The organism is Exiguobacterium aurantiacum (assembly GCF_001766415.1).
Classification (GTDB): domain Bacteria; phylum Bacillota; class Bacilli; order Exiguobacteriales; family Exiguobacteriaceae; genus Exiguobacterium; species Exiguobacterium aurantiacum_A.
The window spans coordinates 782,101-799,609 of sequence record NZ_MKXO01000001.1 but is presented as its reverse complement, the minus strand read 5'-3'; the positions used below and the strand labels follow the sequence as shown (position 1 = coordinate 799,609).

Sequence of the window (17,509 nt, the reverse complement as noted above, 5' to 3'; positions counted from 1 at the left end):
GCGTTTTCTTATAATGGGTAGTAGGGGAAGCAATTCGATCATCATAAGCATCTTTTCTTCTGATGACACAAAGCGAGCCGGTCAATTTGACCGGCTCGCTTTCGTTTAGCGGATTGCTTTCGTTTGTTGGATGACTTTAATCATTTGAAGCGACTCGTCTTCAAGACCTTGAACCGGTAAACCAGCTTCGATATTGGCCGTGATGTATTCGAGTGTCGATGCCGTGATCAATTCTCCAGGAATGATGATAGGAATCCCTGGTGGATACACCATGATGAACTCAGCCGAAATTCGTCCGACAGCGTTCTCGAGGGGAATCGTTTCCGTCTCTTCGTAGAACGCGTCTCGTGGGCTGAGCGCGAGTGGTGGGATCTCCGGGAGCATGATCGATAAAGAATCGTTCCCAGACTGCTTATACACCGATACGACATCGTGCATCGCATCGATAAGTGCTTGAATCGTCGACTCATCGTCGGCACTCGTCACGATGAAGAGGACGTTCAACAAATCGGACATCTCGACTTCGATGCGGTGATGTTCGCGCAAATATTTCTCGATTTCAAATCCGGTAATTCCAAGCTCACGAACCGATACGAGTACTTTCGTCTCATCTAAGGCGTACGTCGACTCAGAATGGAGCTCAGAGTGGCCGTAGACCGATAAATGCGGCATGTTGTTGATGGCGACGCGTGCCATTCGTGAGAGCGTGAGGGCGCGTTCGTTCATGGCCTCACCTTTTGTCGCCAATTGGCGCCGGGCTGCGTCGAGCGAGGCGAGAAGTAGGTAGGACGTCGACGTCGTCGTAATCATCGAGAGCATCGCGTGGATCCGCTCTGGAGAGACAAGACCGCGGCGTACGTTCAAAATCGAGCTACCTGTCATCGAGCCACCGAGCTTATGCACGCTCGTCGCAGCGACGTCTGCGCCCGCTTGCATCGCCGACAGAGGGAGCTCGTCGTGGAATGGCAAGTGGACACCGTGCGCTTCGTCAACGAGTACAGGGACGTCCTGAGCGTGAGCAACGGCGACGATGCGTTCGAGGTCACCAGCGACACCGAAGTACGTCGGGTTGATGACGAGGACGGCTTTCGTGTCAGGATGCAGCTCGAGCGCGCGCTCGACAGCGCTTGCCGTGATGCCGTGGGCGATCCCGTACGTCTCATCATATTCAGGATGAATGAATACAGGATGGGCTCCGGTCAAGACGAGCGCTGACATGACGGATTTATGCACGTTACGCGGGACGATAATTTTTTCGTTCGGCCCGACGACGCCCATGATCATTGCCATGATGGCGCTCGATGTACCTTGGACCGAGAAAAATGTCTCATCAGCACGGAACGCTTCAGCAGCGAGACGCTCGGCTTCAGCAATCGAAGCTTTCGGATGATGCAAGTCATCAAGTGGAGCGATGTTGATCAAATCGATTTTTAAAGCATTTTCGCCGATGAAGTCACGAAATTCGGGATCCATTCCTTTTCCGCCTTTATGACCGGGAATATGGAACGCAATCGGATTTGTATTGACGTGTTTGAGTAACGTCTCAAATAGCGGCGTGTCGAGCTGTGTAGACCCTTTAATTTTCAATAGTAAGCCCTCCTTGAAATCAGCGTTTGTATGGGATCGGTCGTTTACGTATACTAAGTTTCTTTACCCGGTGAATGATTGGTCTGCTATGCAGAAAAACGATGCAACAAAAAAACTATAGAGATTTCCAAGTCAACTTGCAATAGTTTTTTTTGTTGATACAATGGTTGTCGAGGTGAAGAATATGCAAATCAACTATCCAATCAATCCGGACTGGACGACGGAAGAACTGATCGAAGTCGTCGAGTTCTATAATCAAGTCGCACTCGCCAACGAAGGCGGCGTCGATCGGGAAGAATTTTTAGCAACGTATCGGTCGTTCAAACAAATCGTGACATCAAAATCAGAAGAAAAGCAACTGAGCGCTGTCCACGATGAGCAGACCGGATACTCTACCTATCGTACGGTCCAAGCGGCCTTGAAATCAAATACTAAGATTATCAGGTTGTAACAAATGAATTGCAGGAACCGACGAATCTGTCGGTTGCTGCTTTTTTTAGTTAATACCTTAAGAAATAGGGTACATATCACTAACGGTTATTTAAGGTTTAGGACCGGTTGAAGTGGGAATATATCCACTAAGATAAAAAATTCAAAATAGTCAGACAATTCTCTTTCTTTTTTGAATCTCATCTGATATACTCAATTCAACTTACTAAACCGTAACTTGTAGCCCAACAAAAGGAGTGTGGCATCTCATGAAACAAGTGATTGAGGCATTCAAAAGAAAAGACGCAGAAAAACGGATTCCGGTGCTGCGCCTAGAGATTGATTATGAATTGGCAACACTCTTCGATGCAATGGCGTCACAAGACGATGCCACTGTCCAGGCTAGCAAGCATCGGTTAGAGAAATACCGCCAAGAACTTTTGCGTCTCGAAGCCTGACCCACAACCGCTCATTCAACCAGTATTCCACGCGAATACTGGTTTTTGTTTGCTATAATACATAGAGAGGTGATAAATATGTTGGAATGGTTTGCGATTGATCTAATCAAACAAGCAGGGGAATATATCCGCCTTCAAATTGATGAAAGTTATCGGATCGAGCGGAAGACGGGCAAAGGGGACTTGGTCACTGAAATCGATCGAGCGGTCGAACAACTGATCGTCGACCGCATCCGAGCGGCGTATCCGGAGCATCAGATTGTCGGAGAAGAAGGCATCTCGACACAGCCTGACAAGTTGACAGGGACGGTTTGGTTTGTCGATCCGATCGACGGGACGCTCAATTTTATTCATCAAAAGCGGATGTTCGCCATCTCGATCGCGATTATGGTCGATGAGGTCGTCGAGTATGGATTTGTCTATGATGTGATGGCTGACGAGCTGTTCGTGGCACGACGTGGTTATGGGGCGACGCTCAACGGACGGAAGTTGCCGCAGCTTCATGAACATCACGTCCGTGACGCATTTTTGAGTATGAATGCGACGTGGGTGACCCCGAACCAACAGATTGCGCCGGAAGTGTTGGCACCGATCGTCCGCGACTCTGTCGGGACACGAGCGCACGGGGCCGCCTCACTCGAACTGGCTTGGGTTGCGGCCGGACGGGTCGACGGCTATATCACGATGCGCAATATGCCGTGGGATTACGCGGCCGGAAAACTTCTCGTCGAAGAAGTCGGGGGACGCGTCGTCTCCTTATACGGTGAACCCGTCAGCTATAAAGGGAAGACATCGGTCCTCGGCGGGAGCGAGACGTTCGTCAAGGACGTCATCAAGCATTACGTCATCGCCAAAAACGTGGCGCCTGAAGTGAGGCCAGACCTTGTGATTGAACCGAACAAAACGTACGATCGCGTGCGCGATTTGCTCGTCTTGGCGAATCCGAACGAGGCGATGGTGCAAGCGCAATATGAGACGGGATCGACGTTTGAGGCTTTACTCGGCGGTGAACTCGTCGGGGCGTATATGCTTGTCCGTCGCAGTGCGGAATCGGTCGAACTCGTCAACATCGCTGTCAAACCGGACCGTCAAAACCAGACGATCGGGCAACGGATGCTCCAAGACGCCATCCGTCGGGCGGCTAGCGGAAGTGCGAGCGAACTGCTCGTCTGCACGGGCAACTCAAGCATCGTCCAGTTGCGCTTCTATCAACAAGCCGGATTCCGTTTTGCTTCGGTCGAACGCGATTATTTTCCGAACCATGGCTACGAGGCGATCGAAGAAGATGGACTCGTGTTGCGAGACCGCATCTGCTTGACGCGAGAATTATAAAACAAGGCCCAAGGCGCTCGCCTTGGGCCTGTTCGTTATGGGCGTCGGTCTGCTAGGACACGGCGGCGCAAGTTGATGCCGAAGAATGTAGCGACCGCGCTCAACGCGAGACTGCCAACGATGATGGCGGTACTCGCTTCGGCGACACCGATGCCGATACCGACAAAACCGGCGACGACGGCGATTGCGATCAAGACGAACATGAGTTGCATCGAAATTCCCCCTTTTTTTCTTGGCTCTATCTCATTGTAAGCAAAATCAGCGCAATTGGAAACGGTAACAGACTATATAACGTGACAAAGGTGGTAGCACCTGTGCTATACTCTTTAAGTTGAATACAAAGTTGAAACTTTTCAAATAAGAGAGGAATAACTACATGAATTTAAGAACTAACCTCCGTAACGTAGCCATCATCGCCCACGTTGACCATGGTAAAACAACGTTAGTCGATGAACTATTGAAACAGTCTGGTACTTTCCGGACAAACGAAATGGTAGCAGAGCGCGCCATGGACTCGAACGATATCGAACGTGAGCGCGGGATCACAATCCTCGCTAAAAACACGGCAATCGATTATAAAGATACTCGCATCAACATCGTAGATACGCCAGGACACGCCGACTTCGGTGGTGAAGTTGAGCGGATCATGCGTATGGTTGACGGCGTTATTCTTGTTGTCGATGCACGTGAAGGCTGTATGCCACAAACACGCTTCGTATTGAAGAAAGCACTTGACCAAGGACTTCGCCCGATCGTTGTCGTCAACAAAATCGACAAAGCGATGGTCCGTCCGCTCGACGTCGTCGATGAAGTCGTAGACTTATTGATCGATCTCGGAGCAGATGAAGATCAACTTGAATTCCCTGTCGTCTATACGTCTGCAGTCAGCGGTTCAAGTTCGTTCGATCCTGATCCTGAGAAGCAAGAAGATACAATCACGCACGTACTCGATACGATTCTTGAGAACACACCGGCACCAATCGACAACTCGGATGAGCCGCTTCAGTTCCAAGTCACGATGCTCGACTATGATAACTACCTCGGTCGTATCGGAGTCGGTCGCGTCTTCCGTGGGAAAATCAAAGTCGGAGACCAAGTCTCACTTTGCAAAACGGACGGATCGATCAAACAACTTCGCGTCACGAAGCTATTCGGTTACTTCGGACTCAAACGTGTTGAAATCGAAGAAGCTAAAGCTGGTGACTTGATCGCCATCGCCGGGATGGAAGACATCAACGTCGGTGAAACGGTCACACCGGTCGGTAAAGAAGAGCCGCTTACGCTTCTTCGCATCGATGAGCCAACGCTTCAAATGCGTTTCATGACGAACAACTCTCCATTTGCAGGACGCGAAGGCGATTTCGTGACAGCACGTAAAATCGAAGAGCGTTTGATGAAACAACTTGAGACGGACGTTTCGCTCCGTGTCGAAAACACAGACTCGCCTGACCAATGGGTCGTATCAGGACGCGGTGAACTTCACCTCGGTATCTTGATCGAGAACATGCGTCGCGAAGGGTACGAGATCCAAGTTTCGAAACCACAAGTTATCATCCGTACAGCTGAAGACGGTACGAAAATTGAGCCTTTCGAGCGCGTCATCATCGACGTACCGGAAGAGTACACAGGTTCAGTCATGGAATCGATCGGTCTCCGTAAAGGTGAACTCGCGAACATGAACACGAACGATAACGGTCAAACTCGTATGGAATTTATCGTTCCTTCACGTGGTCTCATCGGATATCGTAACGAGTTCTTGTCGGCGACACGCGGATACGGAATCTTGAACCATACGTTCGAAGAGTATCGTCCGTTCATTCCTGCTGATATCGGCGGTCGCCGTAGCGGTGTCATGGTTTGTATCGAAGCTGGTAAGTCAACGGCTTACTCAATCGGTGCACTCGAAGACCGTGGGACGATCTTCATCGAACCAGGTACAGATGTATACGAAGGTATGATCATCGGTGAATGTAACCGTGACGTCGATCTCGCGATCAACGCCGTCAAAGGGAAACAGTTGACGAACATGCGTGCATCATCGAAAGACTCGACACAAGTCTTGAAACGTCCGCGCGTCTTCTCGCTTGAAGAGTCGCTTACGTTCTTGAACGATGACGAGTACTGCGAAATCACACCGCTCTCGATTCGACTCCGTAAAAAGGTCTTGAACAAGAACGAACGTGAAAAAGCTGACAAGCGTCGTAAACTTGGTAAAGAATAAGTAGAAAAGGGAGCGCCGAGGCGTTCCCTTTTATTTTGATTCGTGTAGAATAGACGTGTAGGAAACAAAGGGGGATTATTTGCCTTGAAAGCTTCTCAAACGATGGATATTACCCAAATCGACGTTCCGTGGATCGCCTCGCTATTAGGTGTCGGCAGTGACGCGAACGACTTTTCGGTCGGCTTTAACGCCTTGATCATCACGGTCATCTTATTGACGTTGCTCGTCTTTAAATTAGGTTTTGCCAAACAACTCGCGTGGTGGAAGGCGCTCATCGTCTACATCATTCTCGCGCTCGGAGCGGGGACGATGGCGCTCGTCTTCTTCACGTGGCCAATCCCGGAAGTATTGCTCGTCATGGCGGTCGTCCTAGCCATTTATCGGGGCCGGCTCTGGTGGAACCGCCGTCAAGACCAAGTCAATGAACCAACCTAAAAAATGGACGTCCCGTTAAAGGGACGTCCATTTTTGTTACCATCTTCGCTTTTGGCGAAACGATGGATATAGGTGGAATTGGCCTGTTGCCGCACGCTCAGCCGTTCGTTCCGTAATGCGTGCATGACATTCTTGGCACATGTACGTTTTAGCAGGTTTATTGCGAAGTCGTTTCGCTTCGAACGACCACGAATCAATCGTATCGACTTTATCACAAAGAGAGCACTTTACGCGCATGGTCTCACCTTCCTCTTCGTTGATTATAGCATGATTTCCAGATAGAAAAGCAGGGAAAGAAGTCATTAAGGGCGAATCCATTTCATATACCCGTTTAAGAAGGAGGGGAGTGCATGGCGAGTAAAGCAACGTTCGAACTTTCCCGGGCGCAACAAGAAACGTTAAACGAGATGCCGTTGACGTTTCTCGTCGCGTTTGATGAAGCGAAGCGGTGGCCGATCACCCACGCCATCAGTTGGGTGCAGGCGACCGATCAACAGACAGTCCGATTTGCCCTGACAAAAAACTCGCATCTCATCACGCTTTTGACAAGCGAAAAGACGGCGGGGCTCATCTTTTTAGAGGACGGTCTCGCTTACAGTGTGACGCTCTCGCACGTCCATGAATTTGAACCGGCTGTAAAACCGGGACTGCACCTGCGTTTTTTTAAAGGTTCGGTCGAAGAAGTCCGCAACATCTCCTTTTACGGGGCGACGTTCGGGCAACCGGACATCGTCAAGACGTACGATATCGAAGCAGCGGAAAAATTGGACCGAGAAGTGAAGGAAAGCTTGAACTCTTGATCACCAACAATTTTCGAGGGGCGGCAAAGCTTATGAAAAAAACGTATGTGCTCGATACGAACGTACTTCTACACGACCCACTCTCACTCTTTCAATTCGATGAGCATGACGTCGTCATCCCGGCCATCGTCCTAGAAGAACTCGATGGAAAAAAACGAAACATGGACGAGCTTGGCCGTAACGCCCGAGAAACGGCGCGTGTGCTTGACCAGCTCCGATCGACCGGCAAACTTCATGACGGGGTGCCGCTCGAGAATGGCGGCCATCTCTTCGTTGAGATCGGTCATGAACATACAGTCGACTTCCCGTTCGACGTCATGACGAATGACAACCGGATTTTGACGGTCGCACTCGGTTTGATGAAACAGTATGAGCATGATCACAACCGGAAAGTCGTGGTCGTCTCAAAAGATATACTGGTCCGTGTCAAAGCGGATGCGATCGGCATCGAAGCCGAAGATTATTTGACAGACCATATCGTCGACACGACGAATTTGTACGCCGGCTATCGCGAGATTGAGGTCGATCAGGCGATAATTGATGAATTCTATCAAGTTCGCCAGCTACCGACGTCGGCTTTTTCAAAAAACCAACTGTACCCGAACTCATTTGTCATCTTAAAGAGTAACGTTTCGAAAGCGAGCGCACTCGCGGTCGTCGATCCGTTACAACCGATCGTTCGACCGTTATCGCTCGACGCCGAGCACGTCTGGGGCATTCATCCGCGGAACGTCCAACAACGAATGGCGCTCGATTTACTGCTTCGCGACGATATTCCGTTCGTGACGCTCCTCGGGAAAGCCGGGACCGGGAAGACGCTCCTCGCTCTCGCGGCGGGACTTGCCCTCGTCGAGGACGAACGTCGCTTTAACAAGCTCGTCGTGGCGCGTCCGGTCGTGCCGATGGGCAACGACATCGGATACTTGCCGGGTGAGATGGAAGATAAGCTTCGTCCGTGGATGCAGCCGATCTATGACAATCTTGAATTCTTGTTTAATGCCAACTCGAAAGACGAGCTCGGAAATATCCTCGCCGGCATCAAATCGATTCAGCTCGAGGCGCTCACATATATTCGGGGTCGAAGTATGCCGGATCAGTTCATCATCATCGATGAAGCGCAGAACTTGACGAAGCACGAGATCAAGACGATTTTGACCCGGGTCGGGGAGAATTCGAAGATTGTTCTCGTCGGCGATCCGTATCAGATCGATCATCCGTATTTAGATGAATATTCGAACGGGCTCTCGTACGCCGTCGAGCGGTTCAAAGGGCAAAACGTATTCGGTCACGTCCAACTCATCAAAGGCGAACGCTCGTCGCTCGCCCGGTTGGCGGCCGATTTGCTATAGAAATAGACGCTGAGCGTACGCTCGACGTCTCAGCTTGTTGACCAACATGAACAATATTGCTCGTCTTCCGGCGCCCACGCTTACTGCAGGCAATCCCGGAGCTGCATCGCGACTTGCGTCGCTGCTGGGTCTCCGTCGGATTGCTGTCCTGCAAGAGTCGGGGCGCCATCGGACGAGCAACGCAAACGGTCGCCATCTGGCGACCATTTGTCTTTTTCTGAGGCCCCGACAGTCGAAAGAAAAAGCCCGATTTATATCGCGCAGTTCACTTCGAGGTCTTCGGACATAAAAAAGACGAACCAGATCGCTATTAGCGACCTGGTTCGTCAACAGCCTGAGACGCCGAGCGTAAGCTCGACGTCTATTTTGTGTTTGGGTGGAGCAAAACTTGCACGTTCGCTTTCTCAAGAAACGCGTTCGTCAACATGATCAAACCGGTCACGATGAAGAGCGCAGAGAATCCGAAGTGGGCGACGATTTGGGATCCGAACAACGGTCCGAGCAGGTTGCCCATGAACTGGGCCGACTGATTGTAAGAAAAAATGCGTCCGGTCGCGTGACTCGGTGTATGTTTCCTTAGCAGTGACTGCACAGACGGCATGAGTGCCGCGGTCGCGAAACCAAGGCCGAAGCGCAACATGACGAGCTGTGTCGTCGACGTCACGAACGCCTGAGGAATCAAGAACGCGGTATAAATGATGAGCGCCCAAAACAAAATCCGTTCCGGCCCGTGGCGGTCTGACAGCCGTCCGAGATGTTGTGCGGACAGGAGGGCGGCCACCCCCGGCGCTGAAGCGACGATTCCCGCGATGAACGCGAGGGAAGTCGTGTACGGATTCAGTTCACGGACGTACAGTGTCAACAGTGGCCCGATTGACTGCGTTGAAAACTGAATTAAAAACGTCGTCAAAAACAAGCTGAAGATGAGTTGGGGATGACGGAGCGAGGCGATGATCGACTTTGTCGAATCAAGTCGCTCGCGCGCCACCGGGACGAAATCTTCTTTCACGAACAGGAGTGTGATTAAAAACGTGACGAAGAGTGCGCTACCGGTAAAGAGAAAAACGGGTCGAAGCCCAATCCAGTCTGCGAGCAGTCCGCCGATCAATGGACCGAGGAGTCCGCCGGTGATACCACCGGTCGACAACGTGCCGAGCGCCCAGCCGCTTTTCTCTTTTGGTGTCTGTGAGATGACGAGAGTGATGCCGGCCGAGATGAATCCCGAGACGGCACCCATGATGAGTCGTAAACCGACGAGTTGATAAACGTCTTGCACGAAGCCGATCAAGAACATGACGACGGCCATTCCGAGGCTCGCCCGAATCAACATGAGCTTGCGCCCTTTCTGGTCAGCGAGTCGGCCCCAAAGCGGGGAGACAATGGCGGCCACGAGGAAAGTGGCGCCGAAAGCGACGGCGGACCAGGTGACGACGTGGTCAGGGTTGGTCACGCCGAGCTCTTCGATAAATAAGGGCAGGAACGGCAAGACGAGGCTCATCGAGGCGGCCGTCAAGAAGCTGCCGATCCAAACGATGATCAAGTTCTTTTTCCATAAAGGTATCGTAAGCGTCACGACCTTTCTGCATAGAGTATATTTCGATATCACACATGTTACACTTTGTGAAGTAAAAAGTCCAAAAAAAAGACGAACGAGATCGCTTATAGCGACCTCGTTCGTCAACAGCCTGAGACGGCGAGCGCCTTCCCATCAGCCATCCGTTCGGACGACGATATGGTCGACCTGACGGATGATTTGGTTGTTGTAGAGTGCATAGACCGGTCCGTCAGCCAACACTTTTCCATCTTGTGAAAACTGAAGATAAATCGAACCGACTTCGGCGAGCGGGATCGTCAATACCGTCTCCCCATAAAAGCTGACGTGCGTCGCCGTATTGAGCGGCTCGGCGTTTTGGAGAAATGGTGCGAACGGCATCGCGAACGAGTCACGAAGCGCAGCGTCTTTGTCGGCCCGTGACATCGGCTTATTGTGGTCGACGCGCGTCCCTAGTGTCAATCCGTCGTCCCATGCCTTCCCCATTTTGGCATAGTAGGCGTCTGAGTCATTCTCGACGGCTTGGTCGAGTTCGTCGACTTTGCGTTTACGTTCGTCAAAAATCCATACGGTCGGGTCAATCGTCAGCGCGTGACGGACCGCTCCATCTAACGGAAAAATCATTGATACTCCCCCTTAACTAGCGATACAATGTATATTATACAGCTCTTCCGTGCAAAAAGGAAAACTGCGAGAAACACGCTTTGAATCTAGACTGTTCATTGAATTATGATGAAATATAATGTACAGTTGAGTTATGACAAACAGTCTGTCATTGTACGGAGGAGGGGTCGTAGTGGCGACAAATTTGGCTGCAGTCCAACGGGAACAGGCGCTTCACTTGCTTGAAGCAGATGCTGAAAAAATCCGTTGCTTGATTGAGGTACAATTAGAAAACTTGAAAATGCCGAAGTGCCCGCTTTATGAAGAGGTACTTGATACACATATGTTCGGTCTGTCGCGCCAAATCGATTTTGCGGTCCGGCTTGGACTTATTTCAGATGTCGAAGGCAAGCAACTGATCGATTCATTGGAACAAAAGTTATCCGCGCTCGCGGAAGCTTCAGAATTATGAACCTTATACTCAAACTGTGCAGGCGGCGCTGTTTGAGTATTTTTTTATAACGGGTTGCGGATTGCTGTACATAAGGAAGTGAAAACATGAAAACTCGGTTTCGGTACTTTGATTTCTCACTGTTCATTGCGGTGCTCTTGCTCGTTGGGATCAGCTCGATCATGATTTACAGCGCCAGTGTTTGGAATCGTGGGGATTACGCGAACAGCGGCTTGTTTTATCGGCAACTGTTCTATGCAGGGTTCGGGATTGTCGTCTATTTGATCGCGACGATGTTCCGGTATGAAAACTTCCGCAAAAAGAACGTGTTGCGAAGCCTGTATGCGCTCTCGGTCATTCTACTGTTTGTCACTTGGGCGATGCCTCCGCTGAACGGTGCCCGGGCTTGGCTCATCATCGGCGGTCTCACGATCCAACCAATCGAGATCGCCAAGTTTGTGTTAATTTTATTGCTCGCTAACTACTACCATCAATTATGGAATCGTGAACTGACAGGATGGCCGGGCCGAATCGGCCGTGCGGCGATCGAACGGAAAAAGCTACGCGCCCAAATCGGGGCTTTCTTCATCATCCCGGGTTTGTTCTACTTTTTCCCGTATGCCTTCGTCATAAATGGACAGCCTGACCATGGCGGATTGTTCGTCTTAGGGGTAATTATGTTCATGATGTGGTTAGCTGCCGGGGCCCCGCTTCGCATCATCATCCCGGTGATTATTGCTGGAATTGGTTTTGTTTATACTATGTATACGTTTGTTTTCACAGATAACCAAGTTAGTCGGATTAACGTCGTCTTCAATCCATTCATGGACCCAGAAGGCTACGGGCACCAACTTCTCATGTCGATCATCTCGATCGTGCATGGGGGATTGACCGGCGTCGGACTTGGGAATAGTTATCAAAAGTATGGCTATTTGCCGGAGCCGGAGACGGACTATATCATGTCGATCATCGCCGAAGAACTTGGCTTTATCGGCGTCCTCGTCGTCTTGGTGTTGCTCTTTTTCATCGCGTTCCGGGCAGTAAATATCGCCAACCATACCGACAGCCATTTTGCGATGTTCGTCTCGTTCGGGATTGCCGCGCAAATCATGGTCCAAACCGGAATCAATATCGGGGCAATGTCGGGCTGGTTCCCGGGTACGGGTGTGACGCTTCCACTCGTCAGTTACGGCGGCACGTCGCTGATCATGACGATGGGAATTCTCGGTGTGCTCAGCAGTATCTCGATGCGTAACCGTCACCGAGAGGCGACACGCCGCGCGGAAATTCGCGAAAAATCAGAAGAAAACGTTCAAAATGCATCACTACATGTAGTAAGGTAAAGATGTATATGTAAACGATTTCCAAAATGGGGGGATTTAGGTTGAAATCAATTAGCAAATTGCTTGTAGCCAACCGTGGAGAGATTGCCATTCGTGTATTTAGGGCAGCCTCAGAATTAGGAATGCGTACTGTCGCCATCTATTCGCAAGAGGATAGTGGATCGTTACATCGTTTTAAAGCCGATGAAGCGTATTTGATCGGTCTCAACAAGAAACCGATCGACGCCTATCTCGACATCGAAGACGTCATTCGAATCGCGAAGCAATCGGGGAGTGACGCGATTCACCCGGGTTACGGTTTCTTATCGGAAAACATTGAACTAGCTCGTCGTTGCCGCGAAGAAGGTATCATCTTCGTCGGACCGGACGAATCGCACCTGCACGCGTTCGGAGATAAAGTTCGGGCTCGTCAAAACGCGATCGCAGCCGGGCTACCGGTCATTCCAGGCTCGAACGGTCCATTGACTTCGTACGAAGACGCGCTCGACTTTGCGAACGTGCATGGTTTCCCGCTCATGGTCAAAGCCTCAATGGGCGGCGGCGGACGAGGTATGCGCGTCATCCGGACCGAGGCCGAGATGAAAGATTTGATTGAACGTGCCAAGTCAGAGGCGAAGCAAGCGTTCGGCTCAGACGAAGTGTACATAGAAAAATTAGTTGAACGTCCGAAGCATATCGAGGTGCAAATTCTCGGGGATGATCACGGGAACATCATCCATTTGTTTGAGCGTGACTGCTCGGTTCAACGTCGTCACCAGAAAGTCGTCGAAGTCGCACCGTGTGTGACGTTGTCGGAGGCGTCTCGTCAAGCAATCTGTGACGCGGCGGTTCAAGTGATGCGTCACGTCGGCTATGTGAACGCAGGGACGGTCGAGTTCCTCGTCACTGAGGATGAGTCGTTCTACTTCATCGAGGTCAACCCACGGATCCAAGTCGAACATACGATCACTGAGATGGTTACCGGGTTCGATATCGTCCAAACACAGCTCATGATCGCCCAAGGCGAGTCGCTTCACGGTGACGTGATTCACATGCCGAAGCAAGAAGATATCAAACTGCTCGGCTATGCGATCCAATCCCGTGTCACGTCGGAAGACCCGGCTAACAACTTCATGCCGGACACAGGGAAAATCATGGCGTATCGTTCGCCAGGCGGTTTTGGGGTTCGTCTCGACGGCGGGAACGCCTATGTCGGGTCTGAAATCTCGCCGTACTACGACTCGCTCCTCGTCAAGCTGTCGACGCATGGGATGACGTTCGAACAAGCGGCAGCGAAGATGGTCCGTAACTTGAACGAGTTCCGGATTCGCGGCATCAAGACGAACATTCCGTTTTTGATCAACGTCATGAAGCACCAAAACTTTATTAGCGGGGACTATAGTACGTCGTTCATCGATGATACACCCGAACTGTTCGTCTTCCCGAAACGGAAAGACCGGGGGACGAAACTCCTCAACTATATCGGGGACGTCACCGTCAACGGATTCCCGGGTGTCGGCTTGAAAGATAAGCCGATCAGCCGCTCGGTCCGGATTCCGCAAAACCTTCCGGCCGAAGCGAAGCCGGGGACGAAACAAATCCTGACAGAACTCGGTCCAGACGGTTTGGCTGACTGGATCAAACGTCAACCAGAGCTGCTCTTGACGGATACGACGATGCGAGACGCCCACCAGTCGCTCCTCGCGACACGGATGCGGACGCAAGACATCTTGAATATCGCCGAGCCGACGAGTAAACTCATGCCAGAACTGTTCTCGGTCGAGGCGTGGGGCGGGGCAACGTTTGACGTCGCCTACCGTTTCCTCTCGGAAGACCCGTGGGTACGTCTCATGCGCCTTCGTGAGAAAATGCCGAACGTCTTGATTCAAATGCTCCTTCGCGGTGCCAACGCCGTCGGGTATAAAAACTATGCCGACAACGTCATCGAGAAGTTCGTCCACGAGGCGGCTTATGCCGGCGTCGACATCTTCCGTATCTTCGACAGCTTGAACAACATCGAATCGATTAAACTCGCGATCGACGCGACGCTGCCGACAGGGAAAGTCGCAGAAGCGGCAATCTGTTACACCGGTGACTTGTATGACGGAAACCGTCCGAAGTATCACTTGCCGTACTACGTCGATCTCGCCAAGCAGCTCGAAGCGAGCGGGGCTCATATTCTTGCGATCAAAGATATGGCTGGCCTCTTAAAACCTGAATCGGCGTATGCGCTCGTGTCGGCACTGAAAGACGCCGTCGACTTGCCGATTCATTTGCACACGCACGACGCTTCGGGGAATGGGATCTTCACTTACGCACGGGCGACTGATGCGGGCGTCGATATCGTCGACGTCGCAGCGAGCTCGATGTCGGGTATGACGTCGCAGCCTTCAGGTGGAAGTTTGATTTACGCACTCGACCATCACGAACGCCAGCCGAAGATCGATGCGAAGCACTACGAAGTCATCAGTGACTACTGGCAAGACGTGCGTCATAACTATGAACCGTTCGAAAGTGACATGCGTGCATCGAATCCATCGGTGTATGAGCATGAGATGCCGGGCGGACAGTATTCGAACTTGCAGCAACAAGCGAAAGCGGTCGGTCTCGGTGACCGCTGGAGTGAAGTGAAGTCGATGTACGCCCGCGTCAACATGTTGTTCGGCGATATCGTCAAAGTGACCCCGTCGTCTAAAGTCGTAGGGGACATGGCACTCTTCATGGTCCAACATAACTTGAGCGAACAGGACGTCATCGAACGAGGAAATCAACTTGATTTCCCAGACTCGGTCGTCGAGATGATGCGCGGTGAGCTCGGGTCACCTCCAGGAGGGTTCCCGAAAGACGTCCAACAAGCGATTCTCAAAGGTGAGACACCGCTCGAGGTCCGTCCGGGTAAACTGATCAAGCCGTACGACTTTGAAGCGGCTCAAACGAAGTTATTTGAGAAGCTCGAACGTCCGGTGACGGACTTTGAACTGCTCGCGAACGCGCTTTATCCGAAAGTGTTCGAGGACTACGTGACCCATACGAACACGTACGGTGACGTCTCGGTGCTTGACACGTTGACGTTCTTCTATGGATTGAACGTCGGCGAGACGATTCAAGTCGAAATCGAGACAGGGAAGACGCTCATCATTAAGCTCGTTCAAGTGAGCGCTGCGAACGAAGACGGGATCCGCCTCGTCTCGTATGAGATGAACGGCGTACCACGTGAAATCGAGATTAAAGACGTCAACGTGAAGTCGGCGACGACGAGCCGACCGAAAGTGGAACGCTCGAATTCGAAACAAGTCGGGGCCTCGATGCCAGGTTCGGTCTTGAAAGTACTCGTCGAACCAGGAAGCCGGGTCCATCGTGGGGAACAACTTCTCGTCACTGAGGCGATGAAGATGGAGACGACGATCCAAGCCGCACAAGACGGTGAGATTAAAGCGATCCATATTAAAGAAGGCGACACAATCCAAAGTGACGACTTGTTGATTGAATTTGTATAATCAAAAGAAGCATAGCCAAGCTATGCTTCTTTTTTAGATAGGGAGTGGGAAAGATGAGACGAGTATGTTGGTTCCGGTCAGATTTTCGATTAAGTGACAATCATATGTTACACCGGGTCTTGAAAGACGCCACCGATGACGATGACATCGAGTTCGTCTTTTGGCTCAATCCGAAATACTGCGAGCCGTTCGAGACGAGACACGATTATTTTTTCGCAACAATGAAGCAGTTCATGCAGGAGCTCGCTGATCAAGAGATCGGGCTGCGCACCATTGTTGCCGACTCAGCGGAAGCGTTTGTCGAGCAGCTCGGACGACTCGACGCGCTTTATTTTAACGCTGAGTATGTCGAGCCGTTCAAACAACGCGACGATGCGGTCATCGAAGCGCTGGGGGGAGACGTGTTAGTCATCCGTTTACTCGACCGTCATTTATTCGCCCCGAACGCGTTCACGAAAAAAGACGGTACTCCGTATAAAGTGTACACGCCATTCAAAAAAGCGGTGTACGCCGAGACGCCGCCACAACCGTACGACGTCGACGTCGCTCGATTGAAACAGCTCACGACGAAGCAACATGAACTACCTGATGAATTGAAACAGCAGTTTGACCGGTGTGAACGTTCGTGGAAAGCGCTCGGAGAGGAAGCGGCTATGAAACGGTTACGCGATTTTGTGGAACACCGGGTGACGAGTTACGCTGAAGACCGTGACATCCCGGCGATCGCCGGGACGAGCCGGCTGTCACCGTATTTACGGACCGGTGTGTTGTCGATTCGTACGGTCGCAGCAGCCGTCCTCGAGGCGCGGCAGTCAACAGGACGTGACACGTATTACGATGAGCTATTGTGGCGCGAGTTCTACTATATGATCATGGTCCAGTTCCCGGGACTGAAAGACCGGCCGTTCAACGACAAATATAAACATCTCGACTGGGAAGACAATGACGACCAGTTTGAGAAATGGTGCCGTGGCGAGACCGGGTATCCGATCGTCGACGCGGCGATGCGTCAATTGAACGAGACCGGCTGGATGCACAACCGGCTCCGGATGATCGTCGCTTCGTTTTTGACGAAACATCTGTTGATCGACTGGCGCAAAGGCGAGCGCTACTTCGAACGGAAGTTGATCGACTACGAGGCCGCCTCGAACATCGGCGGATGGCAATGGGCCGCTTCGGTCGGAACGGACGCCGTGCCGTATTTCCGGATCTTTAATCCGACGATCCAGTCGGAGAAGTTCGACGCGGACGGGACGTTTATCCGCAAATATGTAACCGAGTTGGCTGACGTTGACAGGAAAGCGATCCATTTCCCGGACCCGTCAGATCGGGACGGTTATATCGAACCGATCGTCGATCATAAGGCGGCGCGTGCAAGGGCGCTCGAGCGGTTCAAGGACGCACAGTGACAGATAGGCATACAAAAAGGAGCGGTCGCCCGCTCCTTTTTGTGATTCGTGATTTAGTTTGATT

Annotated in this window: 16 protein-coding genes; 11 read left to right on the top strand and 5 right to left on the bottom strand. The window is 51.5% G+C overall.

What is annotated here, in order from left to right; genetic code table 11:
- Positions 1–105: 105 nt before the first annotated feature.
- Positions 106–1,587, bottom strand: coding sequence for an aminotransferase class I/II-fold pyridoxal phosphate-dependent enzyme (locus tag BJU60_RS04095; protein ID WP_070327591.1), 1,482 nt, complete (start codon positions 1,585–1,587; stop codon positions 106–108).
- A gap of 184 nt (positions 1,588–1,771) precedes the next feature.
- On the opposite strand from BJU60_RS04095, the gene BJU60_RS04090 reads away from it, so the two are divergent.
- The 3 genes from BJU60_RS04090 (at position 1,772) to BJU60_RS04080 (ending at position 3,806) form a co-directional block, all read left to right on the top strand.
- Positions 1,772–2,038 carry a UPF0223 family protein gene (locus BJU60_RS04090; protein ID WP_070327590.1) on the top strand — a complete coding sequence of 89 codons (267 nt, stop codon included), beginning with the start codon at positions 1,772–1,774 and terminating at the stop codon, positions 2,036–2,038.
- Between the two features lie 247 nt (positions 2,039–2,285).
- Positions 2,286–2,474: a hypothetical protein gene (locus BJU60_RS04085; protein WP_015881266.1), complete on the top strand. Its 189-nt coding sequence runs from the start codon at positions 2,286–2,288 to the stop codon at positions 2,472–2,474.
- Between the two features lie 78 nt (positions 2,475–2,552).
- Positions 2,553–3,806, top strand: coding sequence for an inositol monophosphatase family protein (locus BJU60_RS04080; protein WP_070327589.1), 1,254 nt, complete (start codon positions 2,553–2,555; stop codon positions 3,804–3,806).
- Between the two features lie 35 nt (positions 3,807–3,841).
- Here the strand turns inward: BJU60_RS04080 and BJU60_RS15205 are convergent, their stop codons facing one another.
- Entirely contained in the window at positions 3,842–4,018 is a 177-nt protein-coding gene (locus BJU60_RS15205; RefSeq protein ID WP_167615659.1) for a DUF5325 family protein, read from the bottom strand.
- Positions 4,019–4,182: 164 nt separating this feature from the next.
- Between BJU60_RS15205 and typA the strand changes: the two genes are divergently transcribed.
- Both typA and BJU60_RS04070 read left to right on the top strand, forming a co-directional pair.
- Positions 4,183–6,027, top strand: a complete 1,845-nt coding sequence (gene typA, locus BJU60_RS04075; RefSeq protein WP_070327588.1) for a translational GTPase TypA — start codon at positions 4,183–4,185, stop codon at positions 6,025–6,027.
- 84 nt (positions 6,028–6,111) lie between these two features.
- Positions 6,112–6,462: a YlaH-like family protein gene (locus BJU60_RS04070; RefSeq protein WP_236633741.1), complete on the top strand. Its 351-nt coding sequence runs from the start codon at positions 6,112–6,114 to the stop codon at positions 6,460–6,462.
- 36 nt (positions 6,463–6,498) lie between these two features.
- On the opposite strand, the gene BJU60_RS14955 is transcribed toward BJU60_RS04070, so the two are convergent.
- A complete protein-coding gene (locus tag BJU60_RS14955; RefSeq protein WP_083273976.1) occupies positions 6,499–6,699 on the bottom strand; it encodes a YlaI family protein in 201 nt (66 codons plus the stop codon).
- 113 nt (positions 6,700–6,812) lie between these two features.
- On the opposite strand from BJU60_RS14955, the gene BJU60_RS04065 reads away from it, so the two are divergent.
- Together BJU60_RS04065 and BJU60_RS04060 are read left to right on the top strand one after the other, a co-directional pair.
- On the top strand, positions 6,813–7,262 hold the full coding sequence (locus BJU60_RS04065) for a hypothetical protein (protein WP_070327586.1): 450 nt from the start codon (positions 6,813–6,815) through the stop codon (positions 7,260–7,262).
- A gap of 32 nt (positions 7,263–7,294) precedes the next feature.
- On the top strand, positions 7,295–8,611 hold the full coding sequence (locus tag BJU60_RS04060; RefSeq protein ID WP_016509526.1) for a PhoH family protein: 1,317 nt from the start codon (positions 7,295–7,297) through the stop codon (positions 8,609–8,611).
- 361 nt (positions 8,612–8,972) lie between these two features.
- Here BJU60_RS04060 and BJU60_RS04055 read toward each other — a convergent pair whose 3' ends face one another.
- The gene (locus tag BJU60_RS04055; protein ID WP_070327957.1) at positions 8,973–10,172 is read right to left on the bottom strand and encodes a multidrug efflux MFS transporter; all 1,200 of its coding nucleotides are present in this window, start codon (positions 10,170–10,172) and stop codon (positions 8,973–8,975) included.
- A 147-nt stretch (positions 10,173–10,319) separates the two neighbouring features.
- Positions 10,320–10,787: a hypothetical protein gene (locus BJU60_RS04050; protein WP_070327585.1), complete on the bottom strand. Its 468-nt coding sequence runs from the start codon at positions 10,785–10,787 to the stop codon at positions 10,320–10,322.
- Between the two features lie 172 nt (positions 10,788–10,959).
- On the opposite strand from BJU60_RS04050, the gene BJU60_RS04045 reads away from it, so the two are divergent.
- The 4 genes from BJU60_RS04045 to BJU60_RS04030 all read left to right on the top strand — a co-directional run bounded on the left by BJU60_RS04045 (position 10,960) and on the right by BJU60_RS04030 (position 17,445).
- Positions 10,960–11,238: a YlaN family protein gene (locus tag BJU60_RS04045; RefSeq protein ID WP_070327584.1), complete on the top strand. Its 279-nt coding sequence runs from the start codon at positions 10,960–10,962 to the stop codon at positions 11,236–11,238.
- An 86-nt stretch (positions 11,239–11,324) separates the two neighbouring features.
- On the top strand, positions 11,325–12,560 hold the full coding sequence (locus BJU60_RS04040) for an FtsW/RodA/SpoVE family cell cycle protein (protein ID WP_070327583.1): 1,236 nt from the start codon (positions 11,325–11,327) through the stop codon (positions 12,558–12,560).
- Positions 12,561–12,586: 26 nt separating this feature from the next.
- Entirely contained in the window at positions 12,587–16,036 is a 3,450-nt protein-coding gene (locus BJU60_RS04035; protein WP_070327582.1) for a pyruvate carboxylase, read from the top strand.
- 53 nt (positions 16,037–16,089) lie between these two features.
- The gene (locus BJU60_RS04030) at positions 16,090–17,445 is read left to right on the top strand and encodes a cryptochrome/photolyase family protein (protein ID WP_070327581.1); all 1,356 of its coding nucleotides are present in this window, start codon (positions 16,090–16,092) and stop codon (positions 17,443–17,445) included.
- Positions 17,446–17,509 lie beyond the last annotated feature (64 nt).

What these genes read in the sequence shown, in the direction of transcription:
- BJU60_RS04085 (WP_015881266.1), top strand. Translation starts at nt 2,286, where the DNA reads ATGAAACAAGTGATTGAGGCATTCAAAAGAAAAGACGCAGAAAAACGG.
- BJU60_RS04090 (WP_070327590.1), top strand. Translation starts at nt 1,772, where the DNA reads ATGCAAATCAACTATCCAATCAATCCGGACTGGACGACGGAAGAACTG.
- BJU60_RS04050 (WP_070327585.1), bottom strand. Translation starts at nt 10,787, where the DNA reads ATGATTTTTCCGTTAGATGGAGCGGTCCGTCACGCGCTGACGATTGAC.
- BJU60_RS04040 (WP_070327583.1), top strand. Translation starts at nt 11,325, where the DNA reads ATGAAAACTCGGTTTCGGTACTTTGATTTCTCACTGTTCATTGCGGTG.
- BJU60_RS04065 (WP_070327586.1), top strand. Translation starts at nt 6,813, where the DNA reads ATGGCGAGTAAAGCAACGTTCGAACTTTCCCGGGCGCAACAAGAAACG.
- BJU60_RS04030 (WP_070327581.1), top strand. Translation starts at nt 16,090, where the DNA reads ATGAGACGAGTATGTTGGTTCCGGTCAGATTTTCGATTAAGTGACAAT.
- typA (WP_070327588.1), top strand. Translation starts at nt 4,183, where the DNA reads ATGAATTTAAGAACTAACCTCCGTAACGTAGCCATCATCGCCCACGTT.
- BJU60_RS04035 (WP_070327582.1), top strand. Translation starts at nt 12,587, where the DNA reads ATGGGGGGATTTAGGTTGAAATCAATTAGCAAATTGCTTGTAGCCAAC.
- BJU60_RS04080 (WP_070327589.1), top strand. Translation starts at nt 2,553, where the DNA reads ATGTTGGAATGGTTTGCGATTGATCTAATCAAACAAGCAGGGGAATAT.
- BJU60_RS14955 (WP_083273976.1), bottom strand. Translation starts at nt 6,699, where the DNA reads ATGCGCGTAAAGTGCTCTCTTTGTGATAAAGTCGATACGATTGATTCG.
- BJU60_RS15205 (WP_167615659.1), bottom strand. Translation starts at nt 4,018, where the DNA reads ATGCAACTCATGTTCGTCTTGATCGCAATCGCCGTCGTCGCCGGTTTT.
- BJU60_RS04060 (WP_016509526.1), top strand. Translation starts at nt 7,295, where the DNA reads ATGAAAAAAACGTATGTGCTCGATACGAACGTACTTCTACACGACCCA.